At 39.9% G+C, this 26,460-nt stretch carries 25 protein-coding genes and 1 tRNA gene; 3 read left to right on the forward strand and 23 right to left on the reverse strand.

Features of this window, described 5'->3' with window-relative positions:
* Positions 1-99: 99 nt before the first annotated feature.
* From KSK37_RS01170 to KSK37_RS01195, 6 genes are all read right to left on the reverse strand, one after another.
* Complete coding sequence (locus tag KSK37_RS01170; protein WP_217198953.1) at positions 100-1,323, reverse strand: NADH-quinone oxidoreductase subunit D; 1,224 nt, start codon at positions 1,321-1,323, stop codon at positions 100-102.
* Between the two features lie 21 nt (positions 1,324-1,344).
* Complete coding sequence (locus KSK37_RS01175) at positions 1,345-1,839, reverse strand: NADH-quinone oxidoreductase subunit C (protein WP_217198955.1); 495 nt, start codon at positions 1,837-1,839, stop codon at positions 1,345-1,347.
* A 6-nt stretch (positions 1,840-1,845) separates the two neighbouring features.
* Positions 1,846-2,403, reverse strand: coding sequence for an NADH-quinone oxidoreductase subunit B (locus tag KSK37_RS01180; protein WP_088358326.1), 558 nt, complete (start codon positions 2,401-2,403; stop codon positions 1,846-1,848).
* 39 nt (positions 2,404-2,442) lie between these two features.
* Entirely contained in the window at positions 2,443-2,814 is a 372-nt protein-coding gene (locus KSK37_RS01185; RefSeq protein ID WP_088358324.1) for an NADH-quinone oxidoreductase subunit A, read from the reverse strand.
* Between the two features lie 109 nt (positions 2,815-2,923).
* The gene (locus tag KSK37_RS01190; protein WP_217198956.1) at positions 2,924-3,112 is read right to left on the reverse strand and encodes a hypothetical protein; all 189 of its coding nucleotides are present in this window, start codon (positions 3,110-3,112) and stop codon (positions 2,924-2,926) included.
* Positions 3,113-3,156: 44 nt separating this feature from the next.
* Positions 3,157-4,284 (reverse strand): GNAT family N-acetyltransferase, encoded by a 1,128-nt coding sequence (locus tag KSK37_RS01195; RefSeq protein ID WP_088358320.1) that lies wholly within the window; start codon positions 4,282-4,284, stop codon positions 3,157-3,159.
* Between the two features lie 108 nt (positions 4,285-4,392).
* Here KSK37_RS01195 and KSK37_RS01200 point away from each other — a divergent pair, with 108 nt between their 5' ends.
* Positions 4,393-5,100: a zinc metallopeptidase gene (locus tag KSK37_RS01200; RefSeq protein ID WP_217198957.1), complete on the forward strand. Its 708-nt coding sequence runs from the start codon at positions 4,393-4,395 to the stop codon at positions 5,098-5,100.
* Positions 5,101-5,151: 51 nt separating this feature from the next.
* On the opposite strand, the gene KSK37_RS01205 is transcribed toward KSK37_RS01200, so the two are convergent.
* From KSK37_RS01205 to rbfA, 17 genes are all read right to left on the reverse strand, one after another.
* Positions 5,152-5,754, reverse strand: coding sequence for a YigZ family protein (locus tag KSK37_RS01205; RefSeq protein WP_088358316.1), 603 nt, complete (start codon positions 5,752-5,754; stop codon positions 5,152-5,154).
* A gap of 2 nt (positions 5,755-5,756) precedes the next feature.
* Entirely contained in the window at positions 5,757-6,779 is a 1,023-nt protein-coding gene (gene ribD / locus KSK37_RS01210; protein ID WP_217199400.1) for a bifunctional diaminohydroxyphosphoribosylaminopyrimidine deaminase/5-amino-6-(5-phosphoribosylamino)uracil reductase RibD, read from the reverse strand.
* A gap of 82 nt (positions 6,780-6,861) precedes the next feature.
* Positions 6,862-7,461, reverse strand: a complete 600-nt coding sequence (locus KSK37_RS01215) for a hypothetical protein (protein WP_217198958.1) — start codon at positions 7,459-7,461, stop codon at positions 6,862-6,864.
* 7 nt (positions 7,462-7,468) lie between these two features.
* Positions 7,469-9,505 (reverse strand): DUF349 domain-containing protein, encoded by a 2,037-nt coding sequence (locus KSK37_RS01220; RefSeq protein ID WP_217198959.1) that lies wholly within the window; start codon positions 9,503-9,505, stop codon positions 7,469-7,471.
* 85 nt (positions 9,506-9,590) lie between these two features.
* Positions 9,591-10,316, reverse strand: coding sequence for a shikimate dehydrogenase family protein (locus tag KSK37_RS01225; RefSeq protein ID WP_217198961.1), 726 nt, complete (start codon positions 10,314-10,316; stop codon positions 9,591-9,593).
* Between the two features lie 106 nt (positions 10,317-10,422).
* The gene (locus KSK37_RS01230) at positions 10,423-11,538 is read right to left on the reverse strand and encodes a porin family protein (RefSeq protein WP_217198962.1); all 1,116 of its coding nucleotides are present in this window, start codon (positions 11,536-11,538) and stop codon (positions 10,423-10,425) included.
* A gap of 330 nt (positions 11,539-11,868) precedes the next feature.
* The gene (locus KSK37_RS01235) at positions 11,869-12,408 is read right to left on the reverse strand and encodes an AAA family ATPase (protein WP_217198963.1); all 540 of its coding nucleotides are present in this window, start codon (positions 12,406-12,408) and stop codon (positions 11,869-11,871) included.
* Positions 12,409-12,431: 23 nt separating this feature from the next.
* A complete protein-coding gene (locus KSK37_RS01240; protein ID WP_217198964.1) occupies positions 12,432-13,808 on the reverse strand; it encodes an MBL fold metallo-hydrolase RNA specificity domain-containing protein in 1,377 nt (458 codons plus the stop codon).
* 4 nt (positions 13,809-13,812) lie between these two features.
* Entirely contained in the window at positions 13,813-14,691 is an 879-nt protein-coding gene (locus KSK37_RS01245) for a restriction endonuclease (protein ID WP_217198965.1), read from the reverse strand.
* A gap of 234 nt (positions 14,692-14,925) precedes the next feature.
* The gene (locus KSK37_RS01250) at positions 14,926-16,089 is read right to left on the reverse strand and encodes a M20 aminoacylase family protein (RefSeq protein ID WP_088358304.1); all 1,164 of its coding nucleotides are present in this window, start codon (positions 16,087-16,089) and stop codon (positions 14,926-14,928) included.
* Positions 16,090-16,245: 156 nt separating this feature from the next.
* Positions 16,246-17,586 (reverse strand): MFS transporter, encoded by a 1,341-nt coding sequence (locus tag KSK37_RS01255; RefSeq protein ID WP_217198967.1) that lies wholly within the window; start codon positions 17,584-17,586, stop codon positions 16,246-16,248.
* Between the two features lie 18 nt (positions 17,587-17,604).
* Positions 17,605-19,056: an MFS transporter gene (locus KSK37_RS01260; RefSeq protein WP_217198968.1), complete on the reverse strand. Its 1,452-nt coding sequence runs from the start codon at positions 19,054-19,056 to the stop codon at positions 17,605-17,607.
* Positions 19,057-19,068: 12 nt separating this feature from the next.
* Positions 19,069-19,833, reverse strand: coding sequence for a hypothetical protein (locus KSK37_RS01265; RefSeq protein ID WP_217198969.1), 765 nt, complete (start codon positions 19,831-19,833; stop codon positions 19,069-19,071).
* A gap of 603 nt (positions 19,834-20,436) precedes the next feature.
* On the reverse strand, positions 20,437-22,479 hold the full coding sequence (locus tag KSK37_RS01270) for an endonuclease (RefSeq protein ID WP_217198970.1): 2,043 nt from the start codon (positions 22,477-22,479) through the stop codon (positions 20,437-20,439).
* A gap of 266 nt (positions 22,480-22,745) precedes the next feature.
* Positions 22,746-23,870, reverse strand: a complete 1,125-nt coding sequence (locus KSK37_RS01275; protein ID WP_217198971.1) for an endonuclease — start codon at positions 23,868-23,870, stop codon at positions 22,746-22,748.
* A 57-nt stretch (positions 23,871-23,927) separates the two neighbouring features.
* Positions 23,928-25,139: an ABC transporter permease gene (locus KSK37_RS01280; protein WP_217198972.1), complete on the reverse strand. Its 1,212-nt coding sequence runs from the start codon at positions 25,137-25,139 to the stop codon at positions 23,928-23,930.
* 21 nt (positions 25,140-25,160) lie between these two features.
* Entirely contained in the window at positions 25,161-25,523 is a 363-nt protein-coding gene (rbfA, locus tag KSK37_RS01285) for a 30S ribosome-binding factor RbfA (protein ID WP_088358291.1), read from the reverse strand.
* A 78-nt stretch (positions 25,524-25,601) separates the two neighbouring features.
* Here rbfA and mce point away from each other — a divergent pair, with 78 nt between their 5' ends.
* Positions 25,602-26,000 carry a methylmalonyl-CoA epimerase gene (mce, locus tag KSK37_RS01290; RefSeq protein ID WP_217198974.1) on the forward strand — a complete coding sequence of 133 codons (399 nt, stop codon included), beginning with the start codon at positions 25,602-25,604 and terminating at the stop codon, positions 25,998-26,000.
* A gap of 74 nt (positions 26,001-26,074) precedes the next feature.
* Positions 26,075-26,148, forward strand: a tRNA-Ile gene (locus tag KSK37_RS01295).
* The last annotated feature ends 312 nt before the right edge of the window (positions 26,149-26,460 follow it).

Raw genomic sequence — 26,460 nt, forward strand, 5'->3', positions numbered from 1 at the left:
ATTGATTTGAAATTGAAGACCTGAAATGAGTGATTACAAGTCTTTTTTCTATTTATTTTTAATAAAGGTTTTAAAAACCTTAGAGGAATTTAATTCAATTTATGCATCCAGTTCACCTGCGATGACATTCATGCTGCACATCGTAACAACGGCATCAGATATCATTCCGCCTTTGATCATCTCAGGATATGCCTGATAATAGATGAAACACGGACGTCTGAAATGCAGTCGGTAAGGTGTTCTTCCACCGTCACTTACAAGGTAGAATCCAAGTTCTCCGTTTCCTCCTTCGACACAGCTGTATACTTCTCCTTTAGGAACATCGGTTTCTCCCATCACAATTTTAAAGTGATAGATCAATGCTTCCATATTATTGTAAACATCAGCTTTTTCCGGAAGGTAAAATTCAGGAACATCTGCATGGAAAGGTCCTTCGGGCAGATTTTTATAGGCCTGCTCGATAATTTTTAAACTTTCCCAAACTTCCTGCTGACGCACCATAAAACGGTCGTATGTATCACCGGCAGTTCCTACAGGAATAATGAAATCGAAATCGTTATATGAAGAATAAGGATTGGCAACGCGTACATCGTAATCAACACCTGTTGCACGTAAGTTCGGACCTGTGAAACCGTAGCTCAGCGCTCTTTCTGCAGAGATTGGTCCGGCTTTGATGGTTCTGTCCATGAAAATTCTGTTTCTCTCGTTCAGAGCACAGAATTCACCCCAGATTTTAGGAAATTTTTTAAGCCATGTCTGTAAAAGCTCATGGAATTTCGGAGTGAAATCTCTTTCGAAACCTCCGATTCTTCCCATGTTCGTGGTCATCCTGGCGCCACAAACCTGCTCATACATTTCGTATATTTTTTCTCTTTCCTGGAAGAGGTAAGTAAGTCCTGTAATAGCACCTGCATCCATCGCAATAACGCCGTTACATACCATGTGGTCTGCAATTCTTGCCAATTCCATCATGATGACCCTCATGTAATCAACTCTTTTCGGAACTTCACAGCCGATGAGTTTCTCAACGGTTAAATGCCATCCGATGTTATTGATAGGAGAGGAGCAGTAATTCATCCGGTCCGTAAGGGTGGTAATCTGGGTGAAATTTCTGCGTTCAGAAATTTTTTCGAAAGCACGGTGGATATAACCGATCGTCTGTTCTGAATGGAGAATTCTTTCGCCATCCATCGTAAGGACATTCTGGAAAATACCGTGGGTAGCCGGGTGCGTGGGTCCCAGATTCAGGGTGTAAATCTGCCCGTCAATCTGTTCTTTTGATTCGTGCTGGCTGAGTATATTTGATAGCGCGTTGTCTTTCATGTTTTTACCGTTGATCTTTAATTATCTTCCGAACATTTTATCATCTTTATCCATTCTGGTACCGTCTTCGAGGCGGTATTCCTTAAGCATCGGATGATAACCGATATCTTCCATATTAAGGATTACCCGAAGATCCGGATGTCCTTTAAATTTAATTCCGTAAAATTCAAATGTTTCCCTTTCCATCCAGTTTGCCCCGGCATAAAGATCGGTCATCGAATCTATTTCGGCGTTTTCTTTTGGCATAAAAGCTTTGAGGCGGATCCTGAAATTGGTCATCATGTTATGAAGGTGATAAATCACACCGAGTTCCTTATCAGGATTTTCAGGGTAATGAATTCCGCAGAGATCGGTAAGGAATTTTATTTCTAAAGACGAATCCCTGAGATAGTGAATCACCTTTTTAATGTCTTCTTTCTTTATTTCCAAAGTCAGGAGATCATAAGGTTCGGAATGTGAAATTACTGAATCCGGAAATTCTCTTGTAATGGCTTCTAAAACAAATTCGTTTGTCATTTCCAATTAATTTATGTCGTAGGATTCGAGTAAGTTTTTATATTCAGGCATGTCTCTTCTTCGGATGCTTTCGCTTTCGCAAAGTGCCTGTACCTGCATTACACCTTCAATAATCTGTTCCGGTCTTGGCGGGCAACCCGGCACATATACATCTACAGGAATGATTTTATCAATTCCCTGCAATACAGAATAAGTATCGAAAATACCACCGCTTGAAGCGCAGGCTCCAACAGCGATCACCCATTTAGGTTCTGCCATTTGGGTATAAACCTGTTTCAGTACAGGTCCCAATTTTTTGGATATCGTACCGCAAACCATCAGCATATCAGCCTGTCTTGGGGAGAAAGAGTTTCTTTCCATCCCGAATCTTGAGGCGTCATAAGTGGGGTTCAGTACGGCCATAAATTCAATACCACAACACGAAGTGGCAAAAGGCAGCGGCCAAAGCGAAAATTTTCTGGCCATCCCTATTACACTGCTGAGCTTGGTGGCGAAGAATCCTTCCCCCTCAAAACCTTCCGGCGCTTCAGCATCCATTCTAATGATTGGTTTATTATCAGACATTTTTTGTTTTCTTAAATTAATAAAGTAAATGATTTGGCACTATCTGTCCCAATCCAGAGCGCCCCGCTTCCAAACGTAGATAAATGCAATGAAAAATACGGCAATAAAGGTAAGTACGGCTAAGAATCCTTCTACACCAAATTCACGGATGTTTACCGCGTAGGGATAAAAGAAGACGATCTCAATATCGAAAAGGACGAACAGAACAGCAGTAAGGAAATATTTTACCGAAAAGGGATTTCTGGCATTTCCTTCCACATCGATACCGCACTCAAAACTTTCGTTTTTCTTAACGGAAGTTGCTTTCTGACGGGGTCCTAAAAAGTGGGTTCCTAAAATACACAGAACCACGAATCCAAAACCTACCGCAATCTGAATAATAATTGGGATATAATTTTCAGGTATATTCATATCATTGTTTTCTCTACCTGCAAATTTAAGGAATTAAGTATTATAGAAAAAATTTAAAGGTTCAAATGTGAAAGAAATCATAAATTTAATTGAGAATAAAAAGTAAAAATCACTTCCGGCTGTCTTTTTTCAGTCGTTTTAAAACCAGATACGCGATGTAGCCGATGTACAAAAACAGAAAACTCGCAAAAAGAATGTTGATAAGGCTGTTAATGCGCTCATCAGGCACCTGGAAGAACTGGTTGTAGATCACAAAGGCTGCGATCATTGCGATATAGAAATAGAGTTGCTTTTTCATTTCTTTATAAATTCAAAAATGGTAATCTAAGAGTTGGAGGAACATTAACTGATTTCCATGGAGTAAGTTCTTCTCCGTTTGTGGTTCACAGGGTTATAATCCTGCCACAATACCTGAACGCTTTTGTTTTCCTCAAGCTCAGGATTGGTTTCAGCAAACTTAATTCCCATCCGGTTGAACCTTAAGAAGATCTCTTTAAAAATAATCGCTGTCACGCCCCGTCTTTGATATTCCGGATGAATTCCGATGAGATAAAAATTGGCGCGGTCGTTTTTCTTTCCTGCCTGTAAAAAATGCCACCACCCGAAAGGAAGAAGTTTTCCTTTGGATTTCTGCAGCGCCCTGGAATAGGAAGGCATGGTAATCGCGAAGGAGACCAGCTGATGGTTTTCGTCTTCCACGCAGATCACATAATTCTTGTCGATAAACGGGAAATATTTTTCGCGGTACGTTTTTATCTGTTCGTCGGAAATAGGAGTGTAGGTAGAAAGGGAATTGTAAGTCTGATCTAAAAGTTTGAACATCGGTTCCACCAAAGGAAGAATTTCCTTTTTGTTTTTAAAATCGATAACCTTCAGCTTGTATTTCTGTGCAATCAGTGAACTGAATTTTTCAACTCTTTCAGGAAGAACGGTAGGGAAGTCCATTTCGAATTCCACCCATTCTTTTTCTTTTACCAAACCCAGTTTTTCGATATGCTGCGGATAGTATTCGAAATTATAAAGTCCGATCATTGTTGCCAATTTGTCAAAACCCATTGTCAGCATTCCGGCTTTGTCAAGATTGGTAAAACCCATCGGCCCTTCAATTTTGCCGATGTTTTTTTCTTTGGCGAAATTAATGGCGACATCAATCAGTGCTTTCGAAACTTCAAAATCGTCAATAAAATCGAGCCAGCCAAACCTTACTTTGCTTATGCCCAGCTCTTTTTCTTCTTTGTGATTAATCATCACGGCAATTCTCCCCACAATGTTTCCTTCTTTGTAAGCGAGGAACTGTTTCGCTTCAGAATAGCTTAAAGCCGGGTTTTCTTTTGGATTCCAGATGTTTTTCTCATCGTTGATTAAGGGAGGTACATAATTTTTGCTATTTTTGTAAAGTTCCATCGGAAATCTGATGAAATTTTTTAATTCTTTATCGGTTTTTACTTCAGTTACTGAAATTTCGGACATGTTGTTGTGTTTGAAAAAACAAAGATAATCATTAAAACAAATATCAGAGCTTTGGCACGTTTTTTACATCTTAAAAGCGACTTAAAAATAGAAATAAATTAAGAAAAAATGACAGGGTATTATGTAATTATTGGGCTTTCAATGCTCGTAAGCTGGTTGGTTTCCTCAAGGCTTAAATCAAAATTCGAGTATTATTCGCAGGTACATCTCCGAAACGGAATGTCCGGAAAGGAAGTGGCAGAAAAAATGTTGAGAGACAACGGAATTAATGATGTTAAAGTAATTTCGGTTCCGGGTCAGCTGACGGATCATTATAATCCTGCTGACAAAACAGTAAACTTATCTGAAGGCGTTTATATGCAGAGAAATGCCGCAGCGGCGGCAGTCGCAGCCCATGAATGCGGACACGCTGTACAGCACGCGGTAGGATATTCCATGTTACAGCTCCGATCCAAATTGGTTCCTGTGGTAAGCATCAGTTCCAATTTAATGCAGTTTGTGCTTCTTGGCGGTATCGTTTTAATGGGGGCTACCAGAACCATTGAAAATCCGAACGGTAACACAACCGTGCTTGCTATTGGCGTTGCGATGTTTGCATTAACGACTTTATTTGCATTCGTTACTTTGCCGGTAGAATATGACGCAAGTAACAGAGCGATGAAGTGGCTGAAAGATACGGGAACGGTAACCGCTGAGGAATATGTCGGCGTAAAAGATTCATTAACCTGGGCTGCCAGAACGTATCTGGTTGCAGCGCTAGGATCATTGGCGCAGCTTCTTTACTGGGCATCAATGCTCATGGGAAGAAGAGATTAAAGATTTTGTAAAGTCTCAAATGGACTTGATTTAAAATTTAATCATTAAGAATTAAAAGAATTCAAACGAAATATTCTGCATCTCGGACAACTGCTCCGAGATGCTTTCTTTTTGGGAAGTTTTTATTTTTGCCTTGATGGTGCATTTTTCGTCGGTCAAAAAGTCCTGAATTTTGCCGTCGAATTTATTCAGTAAAGTAAAGATTTGGTTTTGCTGGCTGAAACTGAAAGCAATTTCAATATCGGATTCCAGTTCTTTGGTGATGATCTCTGCTTCTTCCAAAACAAGTTTTGCCGATTCTTTATAGGCTTTTACCAAACCAGATACGCCAAGTTTTGTTCCGCCATAATACCGGACCACAATTAACAGAACATTCGTGATATCATTTGCCAGAAGCTGATTGTAAATGGGAAGTCCGGCGCTTCCGGAAGGTTCACCGTCGTCGTTGGCGCGGTAATTTTCACCTTTCATCCCGAGTCGGAAAGCATAGCAGTGGTGCGTCGCTTTCGGATGTTCCACTCTGATCTTTTCCAGATTTTTTTTCAGGTCATTTTCATCATTCAGAGGAAATACGAAACTGAGAAATTTGCTTCCTTTTTCTTTTAAAAGAACATTTTCTACAGCGGATTTTATGGTATTGAAGGAGAATTCCAAACTTAAAAATTTTTATAAAATTCCATGATATTATCCCGAAAAGTCTCCGTTCTGTAAGATGCGAAATGAAATTCCGGTGCTTTGGTTCCTTTTTCCAGCAGCAGATTTTCATTTTTAATGATAATGGCTTCATCCCAAATACCTGCATCAATAAACTGCTGTAAGGTAAATCTTCCGCCCTCAATGATTACCGATTGAATCTGTTCTTCATAAAGCGTATGCATCAAATGATGAACTAAATTTTCTTTTTCAGTTTTAATAAATTTTATATTTCCTTCCTCTGAATCTTTAACGGAATTAAAAACCAAGGTTTCCGCTTCCTGATTATAAATATTGAAATCTGCGGGAACTTTCAGATCAAAATCAATCAGAATTCTCACCGGATTTCTTCCTGAGATTTCCCGCACCGTTAAAGCCGGGTTGTCAGTTAGAGCCGTATGGGTTCCTACCAGAATCGCATGTTCCTCACTTCTTAACTGATGAACAAACTGTTTGGTTAAAGGATTTCCAATCGGTGTGGGCTGAAAATCTTTATCTAAAAATCCGTCCCCGGACTGCGCCCATTTTAAAATGATATAAGGTCTTTTCTTTTGATGAAAAGTAAAAAAGCGTTTGTTAAGTATCTGACATTCTTTTTCCAGAACTCCGGAAACTACTTCGATACCTGCATTTTCCAGGATCTGTTTGCCTTTGCCATTCACTTTTTCATGAGAATCAAGTGTTCCGATCACTACTTTTTTAAAACCGGTTTCTACAATCTTATTGGCACATGGCGGCGTTTTTCCGTAATGTGAACAGGGTTCCAAAGAAACATAAATCGTGGAATCTTTTAAAAGTTCTTTGTTTTTTACAGCATTTATCGCATTGATTTCAGCATGGTTTTGCCCAGCTTTTTCATGAAATCCTTCTCCGATAATTTCTCCGTTGTAAACAATAACGCTTCCGACCAATGGATTGGGGTAGGTTCTTCCCAAACCTTTTTTTGCAAGTTCGATGCAGCGTCTGATATAGATTTCGTCGGTCATCATGTGATATTTTTTAGCGGCAGGTTTTTCATGAAAAACACCCAACAGTTGCCGGGTGTTTTTAGTTTTAGTAGTCTTGATTTTATTTTCCGGGGACAGCTGCAGCAACTTTTATTTCGGGAATTTTAAATTCAATCATTGTGGCCATTAGATGGTCGCGCTGTTTTGCCAAAGCTTTTGCGGAGCTTTTCAAATCTCCGTACACGCGTTTCGCATAAGACAGAATCAGAAAACTTTGTTGGGTTCCGTTTTCAAACTGCTTGAAGCGGTACACGTTATATTCAATAAAAGGATCGCCTTTTTCGGGCGTTTCGGAGATGAAATAATCCACGATATATTCTTTTCCGTCCGGACTTTCGGTTACGTTTACTTTTGCAAACTTATCCTTTGATGCGCGCTGCTGGATCGCTTCCACTTTCTGTCTTACGGCAAGTTCCATTTCAATCTCCTTATTGAAGAATGAAAAATCAAGAAGCTGGGTAAAATCTCCCAAACTTTCGTCTTTCGGGATATACTGCTCCTGAAAAAGAGTTTTGGAACGCTGCTTTGATTGGGTAAGGAAAAATTCAGTTCCGTCGTATTCAATAGGATTTGGAAAAGAAAGAATGCTTGCGGCGGTTTCCTGCGCTTTCACGAAAGATAACGAGCCGATCAGCAGCAATAAAAATATCTTTTTAAACATCTTTTAATTATTGATTTTCACCACTAAGAATTTTATGAAGACTCTGTTTCATGACCTCAAGCTGACTTTTTTTCTCGTCGATTTTTTCGAAAGTTTCCTTCAGTAAAGGATTTTCGCGTGTTGAGTTGCTGAAGAAGCTCAGGTTGTTTTCCATTTTCACGATTTCAGCTTCCAGATCAGCAATCTGATTTTTGATTTTTCTTGCTTTATCAGTCAGTTGATTTTCAGAAAGACCTTCTTCTTTCAGGTCGTACTCGTGAATTTTGTTAAGTTTCAGTTTTTCTCTCAGCGTTTTATTGAATTCTGTATTAATCGAAATTTTCTCCCGCGGAACTTTTCCGATATTGTTCCAGCTTGTTTTGATATTTTCGATTTTTTCCACACTTCCTTCTTCGTCCGAAATCTCTTTCAGTTCATCAAGAAGCTGTTTTTTATTTTTATAATTTTCTTTCCAGTTGTCGCTTACCGCGTTATTTTTCTCTCTGTAATTGTTGAAAAACGCATTACAGGCTTCACGGAAATCGTCCCAAACTTTATTCGTCATGCTTCTCGGAACGTGACCGATTTTTTTCCAGTCTTCCTGAAGTTTTTTGAAAAGCGGAACCGTAATTTCCCAGTCTTCGGAAAGGCTGTTGTCTTTCGCGGTCTGTATGAGTTTCAGTTTCTCGTCGAGGTTCGTTTGCTGCGAATTTTTCAGCCCTTTGTAGAATTCATTCTTTTTGGTATTGAAATTTCTGAGATGCTGTTTAAATTCATTCCAGTTCTGGTTGGAAACTTTTCTTGGAACGCTTCCCAGTTTAAGGAATTCGCTTCTCAGATCTTCAATTCTCTTGATGGAACTTTGCCAGTAATTGTGATTCGGCTCTTTTTCCGGAGTGCTTATTTTCTTAATTTCCTCGATGATCTTATTTTTCTTTTCGAGGTTTGCGTTCTGCTCTTCGTCAATTTGCGCGGAAAGCTCAGATTTTCTCTCATGAATTTTATTGGAAATTTCTTTGAATTCCTCCCAGGTTTTCTCCCGGAATTCTTCTGCAACAGGTTCTGCCTCTTCTTTCCAGAGTTTGTGCAGATACTGAAGTTCATTCAGTGCTTTCTGTACAGCAGATTCAGTTTCGAGTTGTTTGGCTCTTTCGATGATATGAAGTCTCTTTTCGAGATTATGGGCATATTCCTGCTCCATATATTCCTTGTTCATATCGAGCATCTGATAAAACTGATTCAAATGATGAAAGTAATTGTTATTCAGTAGTTTGAATTCAGATTTAGCCACCTGTCCCGCATTTTTCCAGTGTTCTTTAATCTCGCGGATGGCTTTAAAAAGGTTGGTTCCTGCTTCAGTATTGGTATAAAGATTCTTTAATTTCTCGATGATGTTCTGGCGTTCTTCCAAATTCTTAGAATGGTTTTCTTCCTGTTTTTTGGAATATTCTTCATTCTTTTCGCGGAAGACTGCAATCAGCCCGGAAAGTTTCGCCTGTGCCGGATGATGGAAACTGAAATTTTCTTCAGCGTTTCCCGCAGCAACGAATTCGTTTTTCTGATCTTCGGTTTCGTCGTGAATGAAATGGTTAGCCTGTTCTTTAAGCTGACTGAATTTTCTGAAATTCGCTCCCGCATCTTCTTTATTGATGATGGCTTCCATTTCTTTCAGCACTTCAGGTAATGTTAAATGAGCAACCGTATCCAATTCAGTTTCGTCATGATGTTCTTCGTGAGGTTCGCCGTCGTCGGCTTTGTCGGGATCAATTTCGGAAAGCACTTTTTCCTGAGGAATTTCTACTGATTTCTGAGTGTCGACATCTGCCTGATGTTCCGGTTCTTTCTGTAAAATTTCCGCCGCTTCTTCTTTGTTTGCTGTGCTGGTATCTGATGCCGCTTCTTCTGCCGCAGTTTCTACGTTTTCAGTAGCATCGTTTTCTTCAGGAACTTCTGCAGCATTTTCTGCAGTGGTTTCTGTAGTGTTTTCGGAACTGTTGTCCTGTGTAACCTCTTCCGTAAAAGGTTTTTTCTCATTGTTGTCAGAGATTGAATCTTCTGTAATCATAGCAAACATGGTATTAGAATTAAGCGGCAAAACTTCCTGAATGAAATTTTGTCGGTAAGCAAAGCACTAAATTAACTTTTTTTTATTAAATGTTCCAAATTTCCCAGTTTTTTTCTGCCTGCTGCTCAAGCATATAGAAACCGTTCACTGTTTTGGCGCCTTTTTCCGCAGCTTTTTTAATGAAACTCGTGTAATTTGGATTGTAAATGAGGTCGATAATCAGGTGTTTTTCGGAAATTCCTTCAAACGGAAAATCAAGGCAGTCATCCACATTTGGGAAAGTTCCAACAGGTGTGCACTGAATAATCAGCGGATGTTCAGAAACGGTTTCCGCAGTAAGGTTTTCAAAATTAAGTTCAGTATTTCTTGAAACGGTTTTATAGGGGATATTGTGCTTTTTGAGGACATATTGTACAGCTTTTGCGGCGCCGCCGTTTCCTAAAATCAGTGCGGAATCGTGGGAATCTTTCTTGTGCAGGAGCAGCGTTTTTTCAAAACCGAAAACATCAGTGTTAAATCCTTTTTTTATGTTGTCTTTAATCAAGATGCAGTTTACGGCTCCCGTTTTTTGCGCTTCGTCACTGAGTTCATCCAGATAAGGAAGAATTTTTTCTTTATAAGGAATTGTAACACTAAGACCGGAAAGACCAGCGTTTCCGAAAATGTTTTCCACTTCAGAAATATCCTGTAAATCGTATAGGTCGTAGAAATGATTTTTCAGCATCAGACGCTGAAATTTATCTTCAAAATATTTTTTGGAAAATGAATAGGAAATGTTTTTCCCTATGAGTCCCAATTTTTTCTGTTCCATTCTTCAAAATTAAAAAAAGACCAGCTATAAACTGGTCTTTTGGAGGAATTATTTTTGTGTATTTCGCTTTTAGGTCTTTTTCCTAATGGGCGATTTTAATAAAATCTTAAAATATATTATATCCAAAAATAAGTGAAATGTTTTGGTAATTATTATTCCAGGCCAGGTAGCCATTTGTGATATTCCTTTTGGTATAATATCTTGCCTCAACTGCATATTTATTATTATAATTATAACCAACACCAATGGCAAAATTTGGTTTCGAATCCACGGTCAGGGTTTCATATATTGAATTGTCACTGCGTTTAAATTCAATAGAGGAATTCATCACGAAATCTAAAACGTATTGAGCATTTACAAATAATTTGGATTGGTCGTTCAAGTACATATAATGTCTTATACCTATTGGTATTTCGATAGATTTATAATCTACATCCGCAATAAGTTTGTTGCCCACCAAGTAATTTACATCGCTTGTGTTTTCTGATTTATAATATTGGTAGCTCGGTTCAATAATAATTGACCATTTGTTTTTATTAAACGGGAAAACATACTCTGCCTCTAAGCCAGCACTAAAGGCTAATTTGTTCGAGAGATCTAAATTGATTCGGTTTGAATTGGATAATGAAACACTTGAAGAATTGATTCGCGGTCGAATACTTAGGTTAATTTTCCCTTTATTACTATTTTTAATAGAGGTGTTTTTGTAGTTTGGATCCGAGCATTCGTTGTATTTGATAAATAATTCGGTCAAAGGTTTTTCTTTGTATTCAATCTTTTGTATTTCGTTGCTGGAGATGTTCGGGCAGACTAAATTTTGTTCTAATTGTTTTTTGTAATCAGTATTATAACTCTTGTAAATCACCGATTCTTTTTCTGCTTGATAGGGTTTGTAAATTAACTGCTGAATTTCGTTACCTCCCATTTGGAAAAAATATCTAATCAAATTGCCGTCTGAATATTTATATAAATTCGCATTTCCCGAGGTAAGTTCTTTCAAGAAAAGCTGTTCTTCAATAAATTCAGGTTTTCGTACTTTGCTTAATTTGTTTACATCTTGTGATGATCTGTCTATTTTTACAGTGCTTCTGACATATTTTACTTGATTATAAATTTCAAATTCTTTTACATTCCTGATGTCTGCTGTTTGGATTTTTGCGTCTTCCCCTGTTTTATATTCGAATGATGTTGGGTTGCTTTTCCAACCGATGTTTTTTATCAAGCATTCAGTTTTCTGGTCAGAATTGGTTACGAAATAAGCTTTTTCAAAATGGATCTGAGAAAATGAAAGCATCGAAATAAATAATGCAAAAAATAGAGCTGTTTTCTTCATAAATTTTAGTTGTATATTAATAATTTTATATTCTATTTAAATAGGTTTCTGCAAGGAGGGGTATTAAGCTTGAAGAATTTACTAAAGTAATAAAATTTTTGCTTAGAACAGGGAATAAAAAGACCAGCTGTAAACTGATCTTTGGAGGAATTATTTTTACTGACATTCGTTCTGTTTGATTTCAATTAGGATTAAAAGATTTTAGATCAGTTGTGCCCCTTAAATATTTTTCAGGATATAATCCACCCGTTCTTCGGGTGGTAAAACCGGTACATGAACCAGCGGATAGTGTAAACTTTCGTACACACTGATGATAAGGTGATGGATCCGCAACTGTTCCGATTCATCTTCCAGCCGTGCATAATCATTGGTTAAAGGGAGACGATCTAAAATGAAAACTTTGTGGTACGCATATTTATGGCAGTGCCGCATGAGCAGATCATCATATTTCAAACCTAAAAACTGATAGTACGCCATAGCATCGGGTAAAGCCCGGTCCAGAAAGACCTGTTCATGAGGATCCAAGCTTGACTCTTTGGCAATCTGCATTTTCAGGACGTTTAACTGAAATTCTTTTTTATTCTTCCTTATTTCCTCCACGGTCCGTCCTTTTATTTCCTGCATATCAATATAATGACGGGCAAACTCAATGGTCGTTTTATAGCCTCTTTTTGCAAGGAGGTCCACTACTGCTGTTTTGCCGGTACAGGGTCCGCCTGTTATGACGTTCCAGTTCGTCTGGATTTTTCTGTTTTCCATCGTCAGGAATTCGATTTTTGATTTTACGGAATGACAGTGATTTCAGCATGATCATTCAAAGCGGGAATTTCAGCACCCCAATCATAGACTTTTTTAATTTGATGCTGCAGACCTTCTGCTCCCTCTTTTTCTGCATGAACGATGAAAATATTTTCGGGTTTGGTGGTGAGTTTGCTCATCCAGCCAATTAAACCATTCTGGTCAGCGTGGCCGGATAGTCCTTCGATGTTTTCAATGGCTGCTCTTACCGTAAAATATTTGCCATAAAGCTTCACTTCTTTTGCACCTTCAAGTAAAGCCCTGCCTCTGGTTCCTTCTGCCTGAAATCCTGCCAACATAATGGTAGCACTTGCATCCCCCAAATATTTTGCAAAATAGGTGAGTACCCTTCCGCCTGCTGCCATGCCGCTTCCGGCGATGATGATTTTCGGGCGGGAATCTTTTGCCAAAGCAAGGGTTTCATTAATGGTACCGATAAATGAGATCTCATCACACATCCCGTAATATTCTTCTGGAGAAAGCCTGTGCCAATCTCTGTACTGATGGAATACTTCAAGAACATCCCGGCTCATCGGACTGTCCATATAAATGGGTGTTTTTGACATTTTTCCGCTTTTCTTAAGCTGCCAGAATAGGTACATGAGCTGTTGGGTGCGCTCCACTGAAAAACTTGGGATAATGATGGTACCGTTTCTTTCGGTGCAGCGGTTGATGAGTTCCTGCAAAGCATCAATAACCGGAAGAGCAGGATGCAGGCGGTTTCCGTAAGTGGCTTCAATGAAAAGCAGGTCGGCTTTTTCCGGCTTTTCGGGCGGAAAGAGTAAAGGATCGATTTCCCTTCCAATATCACCCGAGAATACTAAAGTTTTGTCCCCGATTTCCATCTCGATAAACGTCGCACCAATGATATGTCCGTTGTATCTGAAGCGGTAGCGGATATTTTCGTTAATACTTTGCCATTCATTTAAAGGTTTTGATTTGAGTAAAGGCAAAGTTTCTTCTACATCATCAAGGTTATATAAAGGCAGGGCAGGATGGTGCTTTGAATATTTATATTTATTGGCTCGTGCGGTATCTTCTTCCTGAATTTTAGCGCTGTCTTTTAAAATGATTTCCGTGATCTGAAGTGTTGGTAAAGTTCCAATGATATCACCGGAAAATCCTGCTTTTACCAACCGAGGTAAATAGCCGGTATGGTCTAAATGCCCGTGAGTAAGCAGAACCATATCAATTTGATCGGCGGGAAATGCCAGCGGTTCCCAGTTAAGCAGCCGCAGTTCTTTAAGTCCCTGAAACAGTCCGCAGTCAATGAGGATATTTTTTCCGTATGCGGAAATTAAGTGTTTGGAACCGGTGACAGTGCCTGCTGCTCCCAGAAATTTGATTTTGAGTGCGCTCATGATTTTACGTTTTAATGGAGTTGACTGTTGTGGTAAATGGTTCACACAATGCGGTGCATTCGGCCTGTACTTTTTGAAGACGTGGAGATCTCACTCCAATATGTTCCAGAAGTTCGCGGCTGTTCACGATGCTTTTGCACAGCACGATTTTATCATCCAGTAACTGTTGTTTTTCTTTTTGGGTGAGTGTGGTTAACGAAGTGATGGGGTGGAGCCCGGAACGGTCTATCCAGTCTTTCAGTGCATTGTTTTTCGGGTAATCCCAGCTGACCAGCTGCATCCCCATACACTTTGCGTACCGTGCAGCATCTTCCGAAAAGCGGGTATTGGTAATGACCCACCCCTGATCAAACTTTTCAGGCTGACCCGTTGCAACATTCTTTGAAGTGGCCACATCGCGAAATCTTGAATGGAGATACAGTGGTATTTTGATGTCGCATACATATCCGGGCCGGTTATGAAATTTACATTCAATCATGATTTGACCGTCTTCTTTTTTGGCAGTGATATCCACTTCATGGGTAACGCAATGTCCCTGAAGAAAAACACCAACCTGGGTTTTGTATCCCTGAACCTGTAAAAGTTCAGCGACATACCGTTCGAAAGGAAAACCGGAAGGGCCCAGTTCCAGCAGTCCCCTTTTTAGTTTATACCTCGCTGCGACCGGACGGGAAACATTTTTCAGTAAACGGAAGGCAACCTTATGGATTTTGCCCGTCGACATGCCTTCAGCCAGTAACGAAATCACTTCACTGATCACTTCCTCCGTCTCAAAATTATTTGCGCCCGCACGTAAGAGGGATTTTTTAAGTTTCCCAACATTAAATGGCACTTTCTGTCCTGAAGATTTGGTGATGAGTATGCGTTCAGCTTTATTCTTCATGATGGGTAATTTTTAAAATATCAGAAATAACTGCTCAATAATGGAGGTTGCGCCGCAGTAAACAAACTGGTATTGAATTTCAAACTGTTCAATATCAAATGAATAGTGTTTTCGTAATACTAATTTACGAAAAAATGGGTACATCGGAATTACTAAGGGATTACAAAAATGGCCGGAAAAATATTCCGGCCATTGCACTTTTTTAAAGTGATTCTCTGAAAAAAAATACTGAATTTATTTCAGATAGTTTTCTACCAACGCTACCCAATATCTTGCTCCAACAGGTAATAACTCCTGGTTGAAAATATATTGAGGATGGTGAACCATAAAAGTATCGCCGTTTCCTACCATGCAGTAATTTCCTTTCTTTTTTTCAAGCATGAAAGCAAAATCTTCGCTGCCCATATAAGGCTGTGCATCGGTAATCACATTTTCTGCCCCAAAAGTTTGCTTTGCGACATTGGCTGCCCAATGGGTTTCCTCATCAGAATTTACCAGTACAGTTCCCGGAATTCCTTCGCGGATTTCCACCTGACAGTTAAAAGATTCAGCCTGTGCTTTGGTGATTTTTCTCACTTTATCCAGAACCATTTTTCTGTCCTCAGGATCCATATTTCTTATGCTTAGCCGGAGAATTGCTTTCTGTGGTACCGCATTTCCTGCAATTCCGGACTGGAATGCGCCAACATTCACTACTGAAGTATGCCATGGTGAAAGATTTCTGGAAACAATAGTCTGAAGCGCCATGACCAAAGCTGAACCACAAACGATAGGGTCAATACCCAATTCCGGCATAGAACCGTGACTTCCCTTTCCGGTAATTTCGATTTCCCAGTTGTCTACGGCAGCCATAAATTTGCCGGTGTTGAAGTAGAATTTACCCAGTTCAAGCCCCGGCATATTATGCATTCCGAAAACAGAATCCACCGGGAATTTTTCAAAAAGTCCGTCTGCAATCATTGCAGGAGCACCTTCCATGGTTTCTTCACCGGGCTGGAAGAACAATCTTACGGTTCCGTTGAAATTTTTGTTTTCTGATAAATATTTTGCAGCACCCAGCAACATCGTAGTGTGTGCATCGTGTCCACAAAGATGTCCTTTTCCGGGAAAGCCGCTTTTGTAAGGAAGATCATTATCTTCTTCAATCGGTAGCGCGTCGAAATCCGCACGCAAACCGATTGACCTGTTACTTTCACCTACTTTCATTGAGGCTACGAGGCCGGTTTTTCCAACGCCTTCCACGATTTCCCAGCCGCCGATTTCGCGAAGTTTATCTGCGATAAATTTTGAGGTGTTGGTTTCGGTCATTGCCAGTTCCGGCATTTGATGCATATGGTTCATCCAGGATTTCAAGGTTTCCTGTCCTGATTTGATTTTTTCTAAAACTTCTGTACTCATTTTCTTAGAGATATTATTAAAATGTATGATTATTTTTTTTGTTCCAACTCTGAATTTTTATGTTTTGGAACGGTTAATACAATGGAGATGATGGCTAAAACAACCATTAAGAGATTCACACCCAATGCGATCATCGCACCCTGTCTGAGGGCAAGATTATCCTGTCTTCCAACAAAACTGATCAGTCCGTCTATCCATTGAATGGATCCCGCTTAATGCCGTGAAAATTGCTGCTGAAACCGCAACACCCAGTGCTGCACCTAAAGAAGATGCCATCTTATAAATTCCTGCTCCTGCTCCTGCCTGATCTGCCGGAAGGTTTGATAATGCCGCATCCGTAGAAGGGGTCGCATAAAATGCCAAACCTAAACCGAAGAGGGTATATGAGACAACAGCCAGAATTTTATAAGTTCCGGTCATTACCTGGGTTTGCATCAGTAAAATGATAGATAATCCAACGATTAATGAACCCCAGATCATTGGTTTTCTGGCTCCGAATTTCTGCAGAAGTTTTTCACCCACTCTAATGAATGATACGATGGCGATGGCATAACCCAAAGTTAATAATCCGGATTCCTGTGAAGTTAATCCTGCTCCGAGCTGAACTAATGAAAGAGAAACTATCAGGATACCGGCAGTAGCATTCAGAAGGAAATTTGAAATGGTGGCCCCGGTGTAAGTAGAATTTTTGAAAAGTTTGAAATCTACAAATGCACTGGTATTTTTAGATTCAAGTTTATAGAAAATGAAACCAAAAATCGCGAAAGCGGCAAACAAACCCAGTGAAATTCCACTGGTCCATCCAAAAGAACTTCCTTTACTCAGGAAGATCTGCAATCCGATGATGGAAAGCATAAAGGTAATCACACCGGCAAGGTCAAATTTATAATCCCCTTTGGTCTCGCCTTTACTTTCTGGTGTTCCTTTTACCATCAGGAAACCGATAATGGAAATCACCACGGTAGCCCAGAAAATATATCTCCACCCCAGATTGGATGCTACCAAACCGCCGAAAAGGGCACAGAAACCTGAACCTCCCCAAGATCCGATGGACCATAAACTTACTGCCCGCTGTCTCGCGGCACCGTCCCAATATGCTTTTACCAAAGCTAAACTTGCAGGCATCAGTGCGGCGCCTGAAAGTCCCTGAAAGATTCTGCCTGTCATTAAAACAGGAGTTGCCAGCGCTCCGCTGGGTGTTAAAGCCACCATCGCGGAACCGATAATACTGAAAATGAAACCGATCTGTATCATTTTCACACGGCCGATTCGGTCGGCCAAACCTCCCAGAACGACAATGAAGATCCCGGAAAACAGGGAGGTAATGGAAACCGCGATGTTCATCATATTGGGTTCCATTCCAAGATCTTTTGCCATTCCTACGTTGATGTTAAGGGTAGTTTGTGCGAATAACCAGAAGGCTAAAACCCCTAAGATAATTCCGTAAAGCAAACGGTCGTTACCTTTGTAAGCCTGCTGTACTGTTGAATTTTGCATACTATTGTTTTTAAATTATTATGTATTGATTTTTCCTCCGTCCTTCGGAATTTTAATACCGGCTACCACTGCTGAGAGAAGTGCAAACAGCAGAACAGAAGTAAGTGCCAGAATTGCCGCAAGACGGAAGTTGATATTATCCTGTCTTCCTGAAAATATATTTGGAAACCATTCCAGAGTATCCGTGGATTTCGAAACGGCAGTGAAAATTCCAGCTGAAATTGCAATGCCGAAACCCGCGCCGAGTGATGAAGCCATTTTGAAAATTCCTGCCCCAGCTCCCGACTGTTCTGCGGGCAGATTTGAAAGCGCTGCTGTAGTCGCCGGAGTGGCAAAAAACGCCAGTCCTGTTCCGAATAGGGTGAAGGCAACAAGGGCCAGAACTCTGTACGTTGCAACCATGACATGAGTCTGCATCAAAAGAAGGGTTGCCAAAGCCACAATGAGGGAACCCCAAACCATCGGTTTTCTTGCTCCGGTTTTACGCATCAAGCGTTCGCCGGTTCTGATAAAAAGTATGACCGAAACAGCATATCCTAATGTCAGCAAACCTGCTTTCTGTGCGCTGTAATTGGCTGCGGTCTGCATTAATGTTAATGCTACAATGACGATTCCAGCCGCAGCATTCATTAAAAAGTTACAGATGATGGCTCCGGAAAACACTTTGTTTTTAAATAAACTCAATTCAAAAAAATGATTTGCAGAACGTTTTTCATAATAATAGAAAATGGCGAAAGTGACCGCTGCCCCTAAAATCAGAAATATTGAAGTGAAACTCAACCACCCACAAGCGGCACCTTTGGTAATGAACAGTTCAAGACAAATCATCGAAACCAGGAAGATGAGGATTCCGATCCAGTCGGGTCTGTATTTTTCTGAGGATTCTTTTTTGCTTTCCGGAAGGTCTTTCAACAGAAATAGTGCAGTGAAGGCGACAATAACTGAGCAGATAAAAATCCATCTCCAGCCCAAATTTGTAGCCACAATTCCTGCAAAAAGTGCAGAAAGTCCTGATCCTCCGAATGTCCCCATGCTCCAGAAGCTGATGGCGCGCTGCTGTGCAGGGCCTTCCCAAAAAATCTTAAGCAAACCTAAACTTGTCGGCATGATGCAGGCCGCAGAAAGTCCCTGTAATGCACGGCCGGTTAATAAAAGAGGTTCAGCAAATTTTCCGGAAGGAGTAAGCGCGATAATCAATGAGCCGGCGATGCTTAAATAAAGCCCTGATCTGAGAATTTTTGCCCTTCCGATACGGTCTGCCAGACCTCCGAAAACCACCACGAAAATCCCTGAAAACAAAGCGGCAAGCGATACTGCAATATTAACGGTATTCGATGCTATCCCAAGTTCTTTACCCATGACGGAACCGATATTCATCATCGAATTGGCAAAAAGCCAAAACGTGAGAACAGCAAGAATAAATCCTGTAAGAATTCTGTCGTTGCCCTGGTTGGTCAGTGTGTTTTTCATTTTCGGAGTAGTTTATTTCAACTTTAAATTCACGGTGCAGCCACCAACAATGTGAGACATCTTTGAAACGGGATTGTGAGCGAGTTTCACAAAAACCGGAAACGGAACATTCTTATGAATAAGGAAATTATACTGAATTTTCGCCTCCAGATTAGTGATTCCTGCTTCTTTGGCGTAAAGGCCTTTCCAAGGAGTACCGCCTATATAACCGTCAACCTGCCATCCGCGCATTTTAAATCCTGAAGAAATCTCCGCGTAAGAGGAAAAATTTCTTTCACCGTCTGCATTAGCGTCTTTACCCAAAAATATGCTTGCCCATTTCAGCTGCAGTGGAAATTTCTTAAAACGGTAAACCATATAATAATCTACAAAATGTTTGGAAGTGGCAATATTGAAGTCAAAGGGCTTTGAGTGCCAAAAATTGGTTCCGGGAGAATAAATATCCTGTACTGCTACTGAAAATTCAGGTGTAACGCTGTAAATAACGAAAGGCAGAACGGTTTTGTAAATATTGTCAAAAGAAGCTCCGGCGGAAATCCCGAAAGTCCATCTGTTTTTTGCGAAAGTCAGCTGAGGTTCAAAAGAAGGTGCCTCGCCGAAGAGCTTTCCGCGCCCGATGCCCCGCCAGTAATGCTGAGTTACGTATGTAGCACTTAAAGTTATTTTAATAGGATGGGCCACCGTATCAGTTTTAATTATTGTATCGGATTCTGCCTGCTGTGCAGCACATAAACAACTGACGAATACCGCCAACACCAAAAGGAGTAACTTTTTCATTTGAATAAATTATTAATGAAAGCTCACTCTACCTGATCCGTCTGAAATTTTCCAGGAAAATTCTATATGAAATTACGGATTTTTTAGAAGCACGTGAGTTTTATGGTCTTAAATATTTCTTAAAACAGATTGGACCTTATTTAAAACCTTGCGGTTTTTTTTGAAAGATCTGAGAATTCTGCTGTATTTTGGCTCGCGTTGAATGAATCTTTTTAGCGTGCGTCCACGGATTCTTTAGCAGTCAGATGATACTTAAGAGCAGAGTTGGAAAAAAAGGATTAAGAAGCTCGCTTCATTGCTCAGAATTCCTTTTTTAAAACTGACGCAAAGGTAAATTGAAATGAAGTGTCAGAACAAATCAAATCCTATGAGATTTCTCATAACGTTCTGATTATGAGATTTCTCATAATTTAAAATGAAAAAATAATGTTATGAAAGCACCCCGTAATAAGCTGTAAAAACTTGGGAAACGCCTGTTGTAAAAAGATAAATGGCTGAAGTTTTCATGCTGTTATTTTTGAAAATAAAAAGGCCGGAAGAAAAATCTTCCGACCATAAAAGGATTGAAAACCGGTCTTTAATTAAAACCGAAAGTCCTTAAAATTATTGAACAATAAATTTCGCAGTGCTGTTTCCTGCTTTCAAAATGTACATGCCTTTTGGTAAGTTTTTCAAAGTAATCTTACCTGAGTTTTTGAAAGGCTGAGCTACCGTCTGTACCAATTTTCCGGTGAAATCAAAGATCTGTGCTGCAGAGATTTCGGAAAGGTTTTTACCGGTTACGTTGATTTCCCCGTTTTTCACAGGATTTGGATAAATGGAGATGGCATTTTTGTTAATACCGCTTTCATTTACGGCTGCAAGGGCGTAACACGTCCATGTCATATCGTCGATCGCGACTCTGTTGGTGGTGCTTGTGTTCTGTAACGTGATTTCCACTGTTCCGCCAATATTAATTCCGGTTACGACAGTAGTGGTCGCTGTAGAACTGTACGGAACTGTTTTTCCTGTATCGGTACCATTTACAAAGATTTTCAGCGTTCCAGCTGTACCTGAAAATTTAAGTTGAGTTGTTACTTTTAAATCACCAATTCCGTTCGGTACAGAAAGCGCTGTAAGGAAACCGTCTCTTATTGTGATCGCTCTTCCGTTGATAGTCTGATCTGTTCTGGAATCTTCAGAAGTCCATGAAACGCCGTTGCTGGTCCAGTTGTATGTGGAATAAGTGGAAGAGCTTGCCGGGATGGTTTCGAACTTCTCATCGCCACAGTTTAATCCTAAAGCCAATGTAGTTGCCGTAACAGAATTGCTTTGCGGAGAAACATTGTTTCCGCCGTCTTTTGCCACTACGTAAATGGTATAGGTGGTTAAAGGATTTAAATTCGCAATGTTGGTAGAGGTAGAGGAAGTAGATCCCATTAATTCTCCGTTTACATAGATATCATAAGATGTTACTCCGATATTGTCTGTAGAGGCATTCCACTGTATTGCGATGCTATTGGTGCCTACAGAGGTTACCTCTAAATTCGTAGGTGCTGTAGGTGCCTGAGTATCCACTAAAGTAGTTCCTGTAGCGGTGTTGCTTTGAGGGGAAGTGTTTCCTGCTGCATCTGCTGCAATCACGTAGAAGTTATAGGTTGTACCCTGAGTAAGTGCCGAAACAGTTGCAGTAGTAGAACTTGAATTGCTGTGGAAAACTCCGTTAACGTAAATTTTGTAATAAGCAACTGCGATATTGTCGGTAGAAGCTGTCCAGGTTAAGTTAGCAAAGTTGGTAGAGGTGGAGACAACCGCTAAATTCGTTGGTGCAGTCGGAGCCTGAGTATCGATAACCTGAGTTCCCCAAATCTGCTGTACCCATTCCGGGTGATCGATGAAAGGGTTTCTGTTTTTCTGAAAAACAAACGATGCATTGTTTCTTTCGATTTCGGTCGGTGATACCGGATCCTGAATTGCCCAGCTCAAAAGTACATCTTTTTCCCAGCTCTGTAAACCCGGATATGGAGATCCTCCCAGCATATTTCCTGTAGAAAATCCTGACAGCTGGCTTTCATATCTTGTAACAAAATAAAAAATCATCCTTGCGATGTCCCCTTTGAATTCATCGATAGGTTCACAAACTGTTCCGCCGTAACCGGGAGAAGTGCTTGGTCCTACCTTTGTTCCGTTTTTAGAAGTGAAAGATGCATTGGTAACGGCACCAAAAGGATAGTTACTTCTCATTCCGTTTACTTTTCCGTCGGTCGGACGGATGAAGTTGATGTCAGAAACCATCGGAGATTTGGATCCGAAAAAACTTTGAGGCACGACGTGTTCTCTGTTGTAGCAGTCTCCCTCAGCACTGTAATTTCCGCATTTTTTAATCCCGTGTCGGTAAGTATAAGGATCTGTACCGGTAGGATTTTCAGAATACATATCTAAAACTGAACCGTCATTTTCGTAGTAATGATCGGTGTCTGTCGTCGTATATCCTGTGTAAAGACCGTCATAACCATTGTCTTTGTGACCGGCGGTAATGATGGCGCTTAGTTTTGTTTTTAAAGCAGCTCCGGTTAAGCCTTCGGTGCCGCTGTAATAATTGGCGGGTGCCTGAGCAAGTGCTATAGAAAACACGAAGCCAAGCAAAAGAGTTGTGAATTTTTTCATTGAATTATAAATAAAATTGGGGGGCAAAGTTAGCAAAAAAATGAATCGGACGATTTAATTTTTGTTGATATCATTATTAATTTTACGCTATATATGTTTTATGTCATAAAAAGTCCGATTTCACTGAGAATCAAAAAATTATTAATTTCAATAAGAACTGAAAATAGCGTTTATTTTTTACTGAAATTGGAGTTCTATGGCATCAGTATTCACTAAAAAACCGACATCATGATGCCGGTTTTAAATATCTGTAATGTAAAAATCATTTATTCTACCAAAAATTTAACGGACTGCGATTCTGTTTTCAGAATGTATGCACCCTTTGGCGTGTTTTTTAAAATGATCTTGTTTGAGTTTTTAAGATTCTGGTTCACGGTCTGAATCAGTTTTCCGTCGATGGAATAAATCTGGACTGAACCGATCTGATCCAAACCATAACCTGCAAGATGCAGTTCCCCGTTTCTTACCGGGTTCGGATAAACGGAAAGTGTTCGGTCAAATGCAGCAGTTTCGGATGAGGAAAGGGTAGAAGTCCAGATCATGTTAATCCATTCCGGATGATCGATAAAAGGGTTTCTGTTGTGCTGTCTTGCGTAGACGGCGTTGTTTCTGTCAATTTCTCTTTGAGAAACCGGATCCTGCGCTGACCATTTCAGCAGCAAATTAATATACCACTGTTGGAAACCGCGGTTGGTGCTTCCGTCTAACGGGTTGGTTGCGCTTTGATATTGCGAAAAAGAAGCGAGTTTATCTTCATATCGCGTGATGAAATACAAAGACATTCTGGCAAGATCTCCTTTAAACTCATTAATAGGTTCAAAAATAGTCCCGCTATATCCCGGAAAACTGGAGTTTCCTAATTTAGTTCCGTTAGTTGAAGTCCAGCTTGGTGCTGCAGTTTCTCCATAAGGATAATTAGATCTTCTGCTGTTTACATAATAATCTGAAGGAATAACGAAATGCGCGTCATTGGCCATCGGTACGGCTGACTGTCCGCCAAAATTAACTTTCGGAAAACTGTGCTCTCTGTTATAGCAAAATCCTTCGTTGTTTTGGTTCGTACTTCCGCACTGGTTTCCGCCTGCTGTTGACTGTCCCAGATTATATTCATACGCATCCGGACCTGAGGGTTTTTCGGAATACATATCGAGCAAAGTGCCGTTGTTTTCGTAATAATAGTCACGGTCGGAAGTGAAATAGGTCGTCCACAATCCGCCGGTACCGCTGCCGTAACCCAAATCCAAAGCTCCGTTGGAAATGATCTGATTGAGTTTGGTTTTCAGTGAGTATCCAGTCAAACCGGATGTTCCGTCGTAATATCCGGTAGGGATTTGTGCAAAACTGAAGCTTACCGTGAAGACAGCAAGTAATAAAGTAAAGGTCTTTTTCATTGTTTTGAGTAAAATTTTAGGAAAACAAAGTTAAATAAAAAACCTTCTCTCTAAATTTTAATTATTGGTAAAATACGAGCGGTTAATTTTAGAGAAAAACCAGGAAACCCCGAAACCGAAAACTGCTGCAGTAGCACTTACGATAAGATAATTGATGAATCGGATCTGCACAGGAAATGCAAGATCGGTATTGGCTCCCGCTTTAAAAAAACCTGTTTCAATCTGGAAATAGCTGATTGCGGTTCCTAAAAGAAGTCCGCTCAGAATGCCGAAGATTACGATTAAAGTTCCGGTGTAGAAATAAATGTTTCGTAAAGATTTTAAATTCATTCCCAAAGAAATCAGCGATTTTGCCTGCTCTTTTTTGTCAAGCTGCAGAATAATAATGGCCCCAGCCAGGTTGAAAGTCGTAATGAAGATAACCAGAGCAAAAATAAGATAGATGAACAGTTTTTCGGTGTTGATCATTTTCCAGAACGCTGCGTTTTCTTCGGCTTTCGTCTTTACCTCATATTTGTTTCCCAACTGATTCTGGAGGTTCTGTTTTACCAGATCGGCATTTTCAGGATTTTTGAGTTTGATTACAATTTGATATGCTGAGTTCTTAGGCAGATCAAGAAGTTCTCTTGTGAGCTCGATGGGAGATATAATAGTATTGTCGAGCTGGTCGTTCCCAGGAAAAACACCGGAAACGAAAATTTCTCTTTTATTGAAAATATCTTCCTCCTTGCTGATGATTCCTTTTCCCGGTTTGGGCATCATCAGGCTCGCAGCTTCCGAACCTTCACCCACGGGGATGGCAAGTCGGTTATCGAGTTTGTTTTCGATTAAAACTTCGTTGGAATATTTAAAACTCGGGTAGGAGCCGTAAAAAATATTCCTGTGGATAGGATTCACGAAAATATAGGCAGAATCTACACCTCTCAAATTGGCAATATCTCCGTTTTCACGGAAATTGATGTACACCTTTTCTTCAATCACTTTTGAGAAATGCTCAATTTCAGTGTTTGATTTAAGAATTTTTGCGGCTTTATCAATATCAGGAAGTGTTTTTCCCTGTTTGCTTTTCAGTGTAATGTCCGCATGAAGGTTGGCAATAAGATCCTGATTAAGATCTTCCAGCCCTGAAAAAACGGAAATAATAATAAACATTGCAGTTACCGCCACCATCATCGCCAAAGCAGCAAGCCAGGTAATAAAAGTTACCGCCGTGCTTCCTTTTTTGGCAAGAAGATATCTTGTCGCTATATATATTGCAGTGTTTCTCAAGAACTGAAGTTTATCAGGATTTTAAAGTACAGGATTGTCGCCTTCGCCTCTCAGCTCTTTTTCGATTTTTTCCACATCATCCAGAGTAGTGTCGAGATAAAAATTGAGTTCCGGGATAATTCGGACCTGCTTGCTCATTTTCTGGCCAATATAGTTTCTGTACTGGGCCTTGTTCACCAGGATTTCTTTCATAATATCTTTACGGAATTCCTGAGGAAAAATGCTTAAATAGATTTTTGCAATGCTTAAATCTGCTGTTACCTTAACATCCGAAACTGTAACCAAAAAGCTCTGTTTGCTTTCTGAAGCCTGTTTGCGGAAGAGTTCAGCGAAATCTTCCTGTATAATCTGTGCGACTTTTTTCTGTCTGTTGCTTTCGTTCATGGCGCAAATTTACTATTTTTGTTTGAAATATGCCGGAAGATTGAAGAATCAAAACGGCCTGCTGTAACAAAAGTATTTATGAAAATTGAACATCTCGGTATTGCCGTAAAATCCCTGGAAACATCCGATCGGCTGTTTTCAAGACTGTTGGGAAAAGAATTTTATAAGCAGGAAGCTGTAGAACGGGAAGGCGTTAAAACTTCTTTCTATGAAGTGGGGGAAAGCAAAATCGAACTTCTGGAAGCCACCAACGCCGACAGTCCCATTTCAAAATTCATTGATAAAAAAGGGGAAGGCATCCATCACATCGCATTCGGTGTTGAAAATATTGCTTTCGAAATCGAAAGATTAAAGAAAGAAGGGTTTATGTTTATCTCCGAAGAACCGAAGGAAGGAGCCGACAATAAGCTCGTGGTTTTCCTTCATCCCAAGTCCACCAACGGTGTTTTGGTAGAATTATGTCAGGAAAAGCCTTAAAAACTTTTGAAATTTCAAAAAAATATTTACATTTGCACACTCGCAAAACAGAGGGATAAAACCTTTTGTTTTCTGGCCTTGTAACTCAGCTGGTTAGAGTAGCTGACTCATAATCAGCAAGTCCTTGGTTCGAGCCCAAGCTGGGCCACTTGAAATTCCGCAAGTTATTGCGGAATTTTTTTTATTTAATATTTATAAGCTGTTAATAACAATAATTTTGCTGTCTTTATAATATGGTTTGTTCAAGAATTATGTGGCGCGTATTTTCCTATAATTCGTATTCGGTTCGAAACAGTACCATTATTAAAATAGAAACCAATCAAGTATTTAAAATAAACCATGTATTAATAATTATGTAATGAATTATTAATCTGGATTATCAGATGTTTGTAATTCTGGTTCAGCTTTATTAAAAATTTCTAAAACCCTCAATCATCATTGGATTATATTTTGTTTAATG

Origin of the sequence: Kaistella soli (genome assembly GCF_019038595.1) — a bacterium.
GTDB lineage: Bacteria > Bacteroidota > Bacteroidia > Flavobacteriales > Weeksellaceae > Kaistella > Kaistella soli.

Bases quoted from the DNA above. Each gene is read 5' to 3' on its own strand.
- KSK37_RS01170 (WP_217198953.1), bottom strand. From the start codon at position 1,323: ATGAAAGACAACGCGCTATCAAATATACTCAGCCAGCACGAATCAAAA.
- KSK37_RS01175 (WP_217198955.1), bottom strand. From the start codon at position 1,839: ATGACAAACGAATTTGTTTTAGAAGCCATTACAAGAGAATTTCCGGAT.
- KSK37_RS01180 (WP_088358326.1), bottom strand. From the start codon at position 2,403: ATGTCTGATAATAAACCAATCATTAGAATGGATGCTGAAGCGCCGGAA.
- KSK37_RS01185 (WP_088358324.1), bottom strand. From the start codon at position 2,814: ATGAATATACCTGAAAATTATATCCCAATTATTATTCAGATTGCGGTA.
- KSK37_RS01190 (WP_217198956.1), bottom strand. From the start codon at position 3,112: ATGAAAAAGCAACTCTATTTCTATATCGCAATGATCGCAGCCTTTGTG.
- KSK37_RS01195 (WP_088358320.1), bottom strand. From the start codon at position 4,284: ATGTCCGAAATTTCAGTAACTGAAGTAAAAACCGATAAAGAATTAAAA.
- KSK37_RS01200 (WP_217198957.1), top strand. From the start codon at position 4,393: ATGACAGGGTATTATGTAATTATTGGGCTTTCAATGCTCGTAAGCTGG.
- ribD (WP_217199400.1), bottom strand. From the start codon at position 6,779: ATGACCGACGAAATCTATATCAGACGCTGCATCGAACTTGCAAAAAAA.
- KSK37_RS01215 (WP_217198958.1), bottom strand. From the start codon at position 7,461: ATGTTTAAAAAGATATTTTTATTGCTGCTGATCGGCTCGTTATCTTTC.
- KSK37_RS01220 (WP_217198959.1), bottom strand. From the start codon at position 9,505: ATGATTACAGAAGATTCAATCTCTGACAACAATGAGAAAAAACCTTTT.
- KSK37_RS01225 (WP_217198961.1), bottom strand. From the start codon at position 10,316: ATGGAACAGAAAAAATTGGGACTCATAGGGAAAAACATTTCCTATTCA.
- KSK37_RS01235 (WP_217198963.1), bottom strand. From the start codon at position 12,408: ATGGAAAACAGAAAAATCCAGACGAACTGGAACGTCATAACAGGCGGA.
- KSK37_RS01240 (WP_217198964.1), bottom strand. From the start codon at position 13,808: ATGAGCGCACTCAAAATCAAATTTCTGGGAGCAGCAGGCACTGTCACC.
- KSK37_RS01245 (WP_217198965.1), bottom strand. From the start codon at position 14,691: ATGAAGAATAAAGCTGAACGCATACTCATCACCAAATCTTCAGGACAG.
- KSK37_RS01250 (WP_088358304.1), bottom strand. From the start codon at position 16,089: ATGAGTACAGAAGTTTTAGAAAAAATCAAATCAGGACAGGAAACCTTG.
- KSK37_RS01255 (WP_217198967.1), bottom strand. From the start codon at position 17,586: ATGCAAAATTCAACAGTACAGCAGGCTTACAAAGGTAACGACCGTTTG.
- KSK37_RS01260 (WP_217198968.1), bottom strand. From the start codon at position 19,056: ATGAAAAACACACTGACCAACCAGGGCAACGACAGAATTCTTACAGGA.
- KSK37_RS01265 (WP_217198969.1), bottom strand. From the start codon at position 19,833: ATGAAAAAGTTACTCCTTTTGGTGTTGGCGGTATTCGTCAGTTGTTTA.
- KSK37_RS01270 (WP_217198970.1), bottom strand. From the start codon at position 22,479: ATGAAAAAATTCACAACTCTTTTGCTTGGCTTCGTGTTTTCTATAGCA.
- KSK37_RS01275 (WP_217198971.1), bottom strand. From the start codon at position 23,870: ATGAAAAAGACCTTTACTTTATTACTTGCTGTCTTCACGGTAAGCTTC.
- rbfA (WP_088358291.1), bottom strand. From the start codon at position 25,523: ATGAACGAAAGCAACAGACAGAAAAAAGTCGCACAGATTATACAGGAA.
- mce (WP_217198974.1), top strand. From the start codon at position 25,602: ATGAAAATTGAACATCTCGGTATTGCCGTAAAATCCCTGGAAACATCC.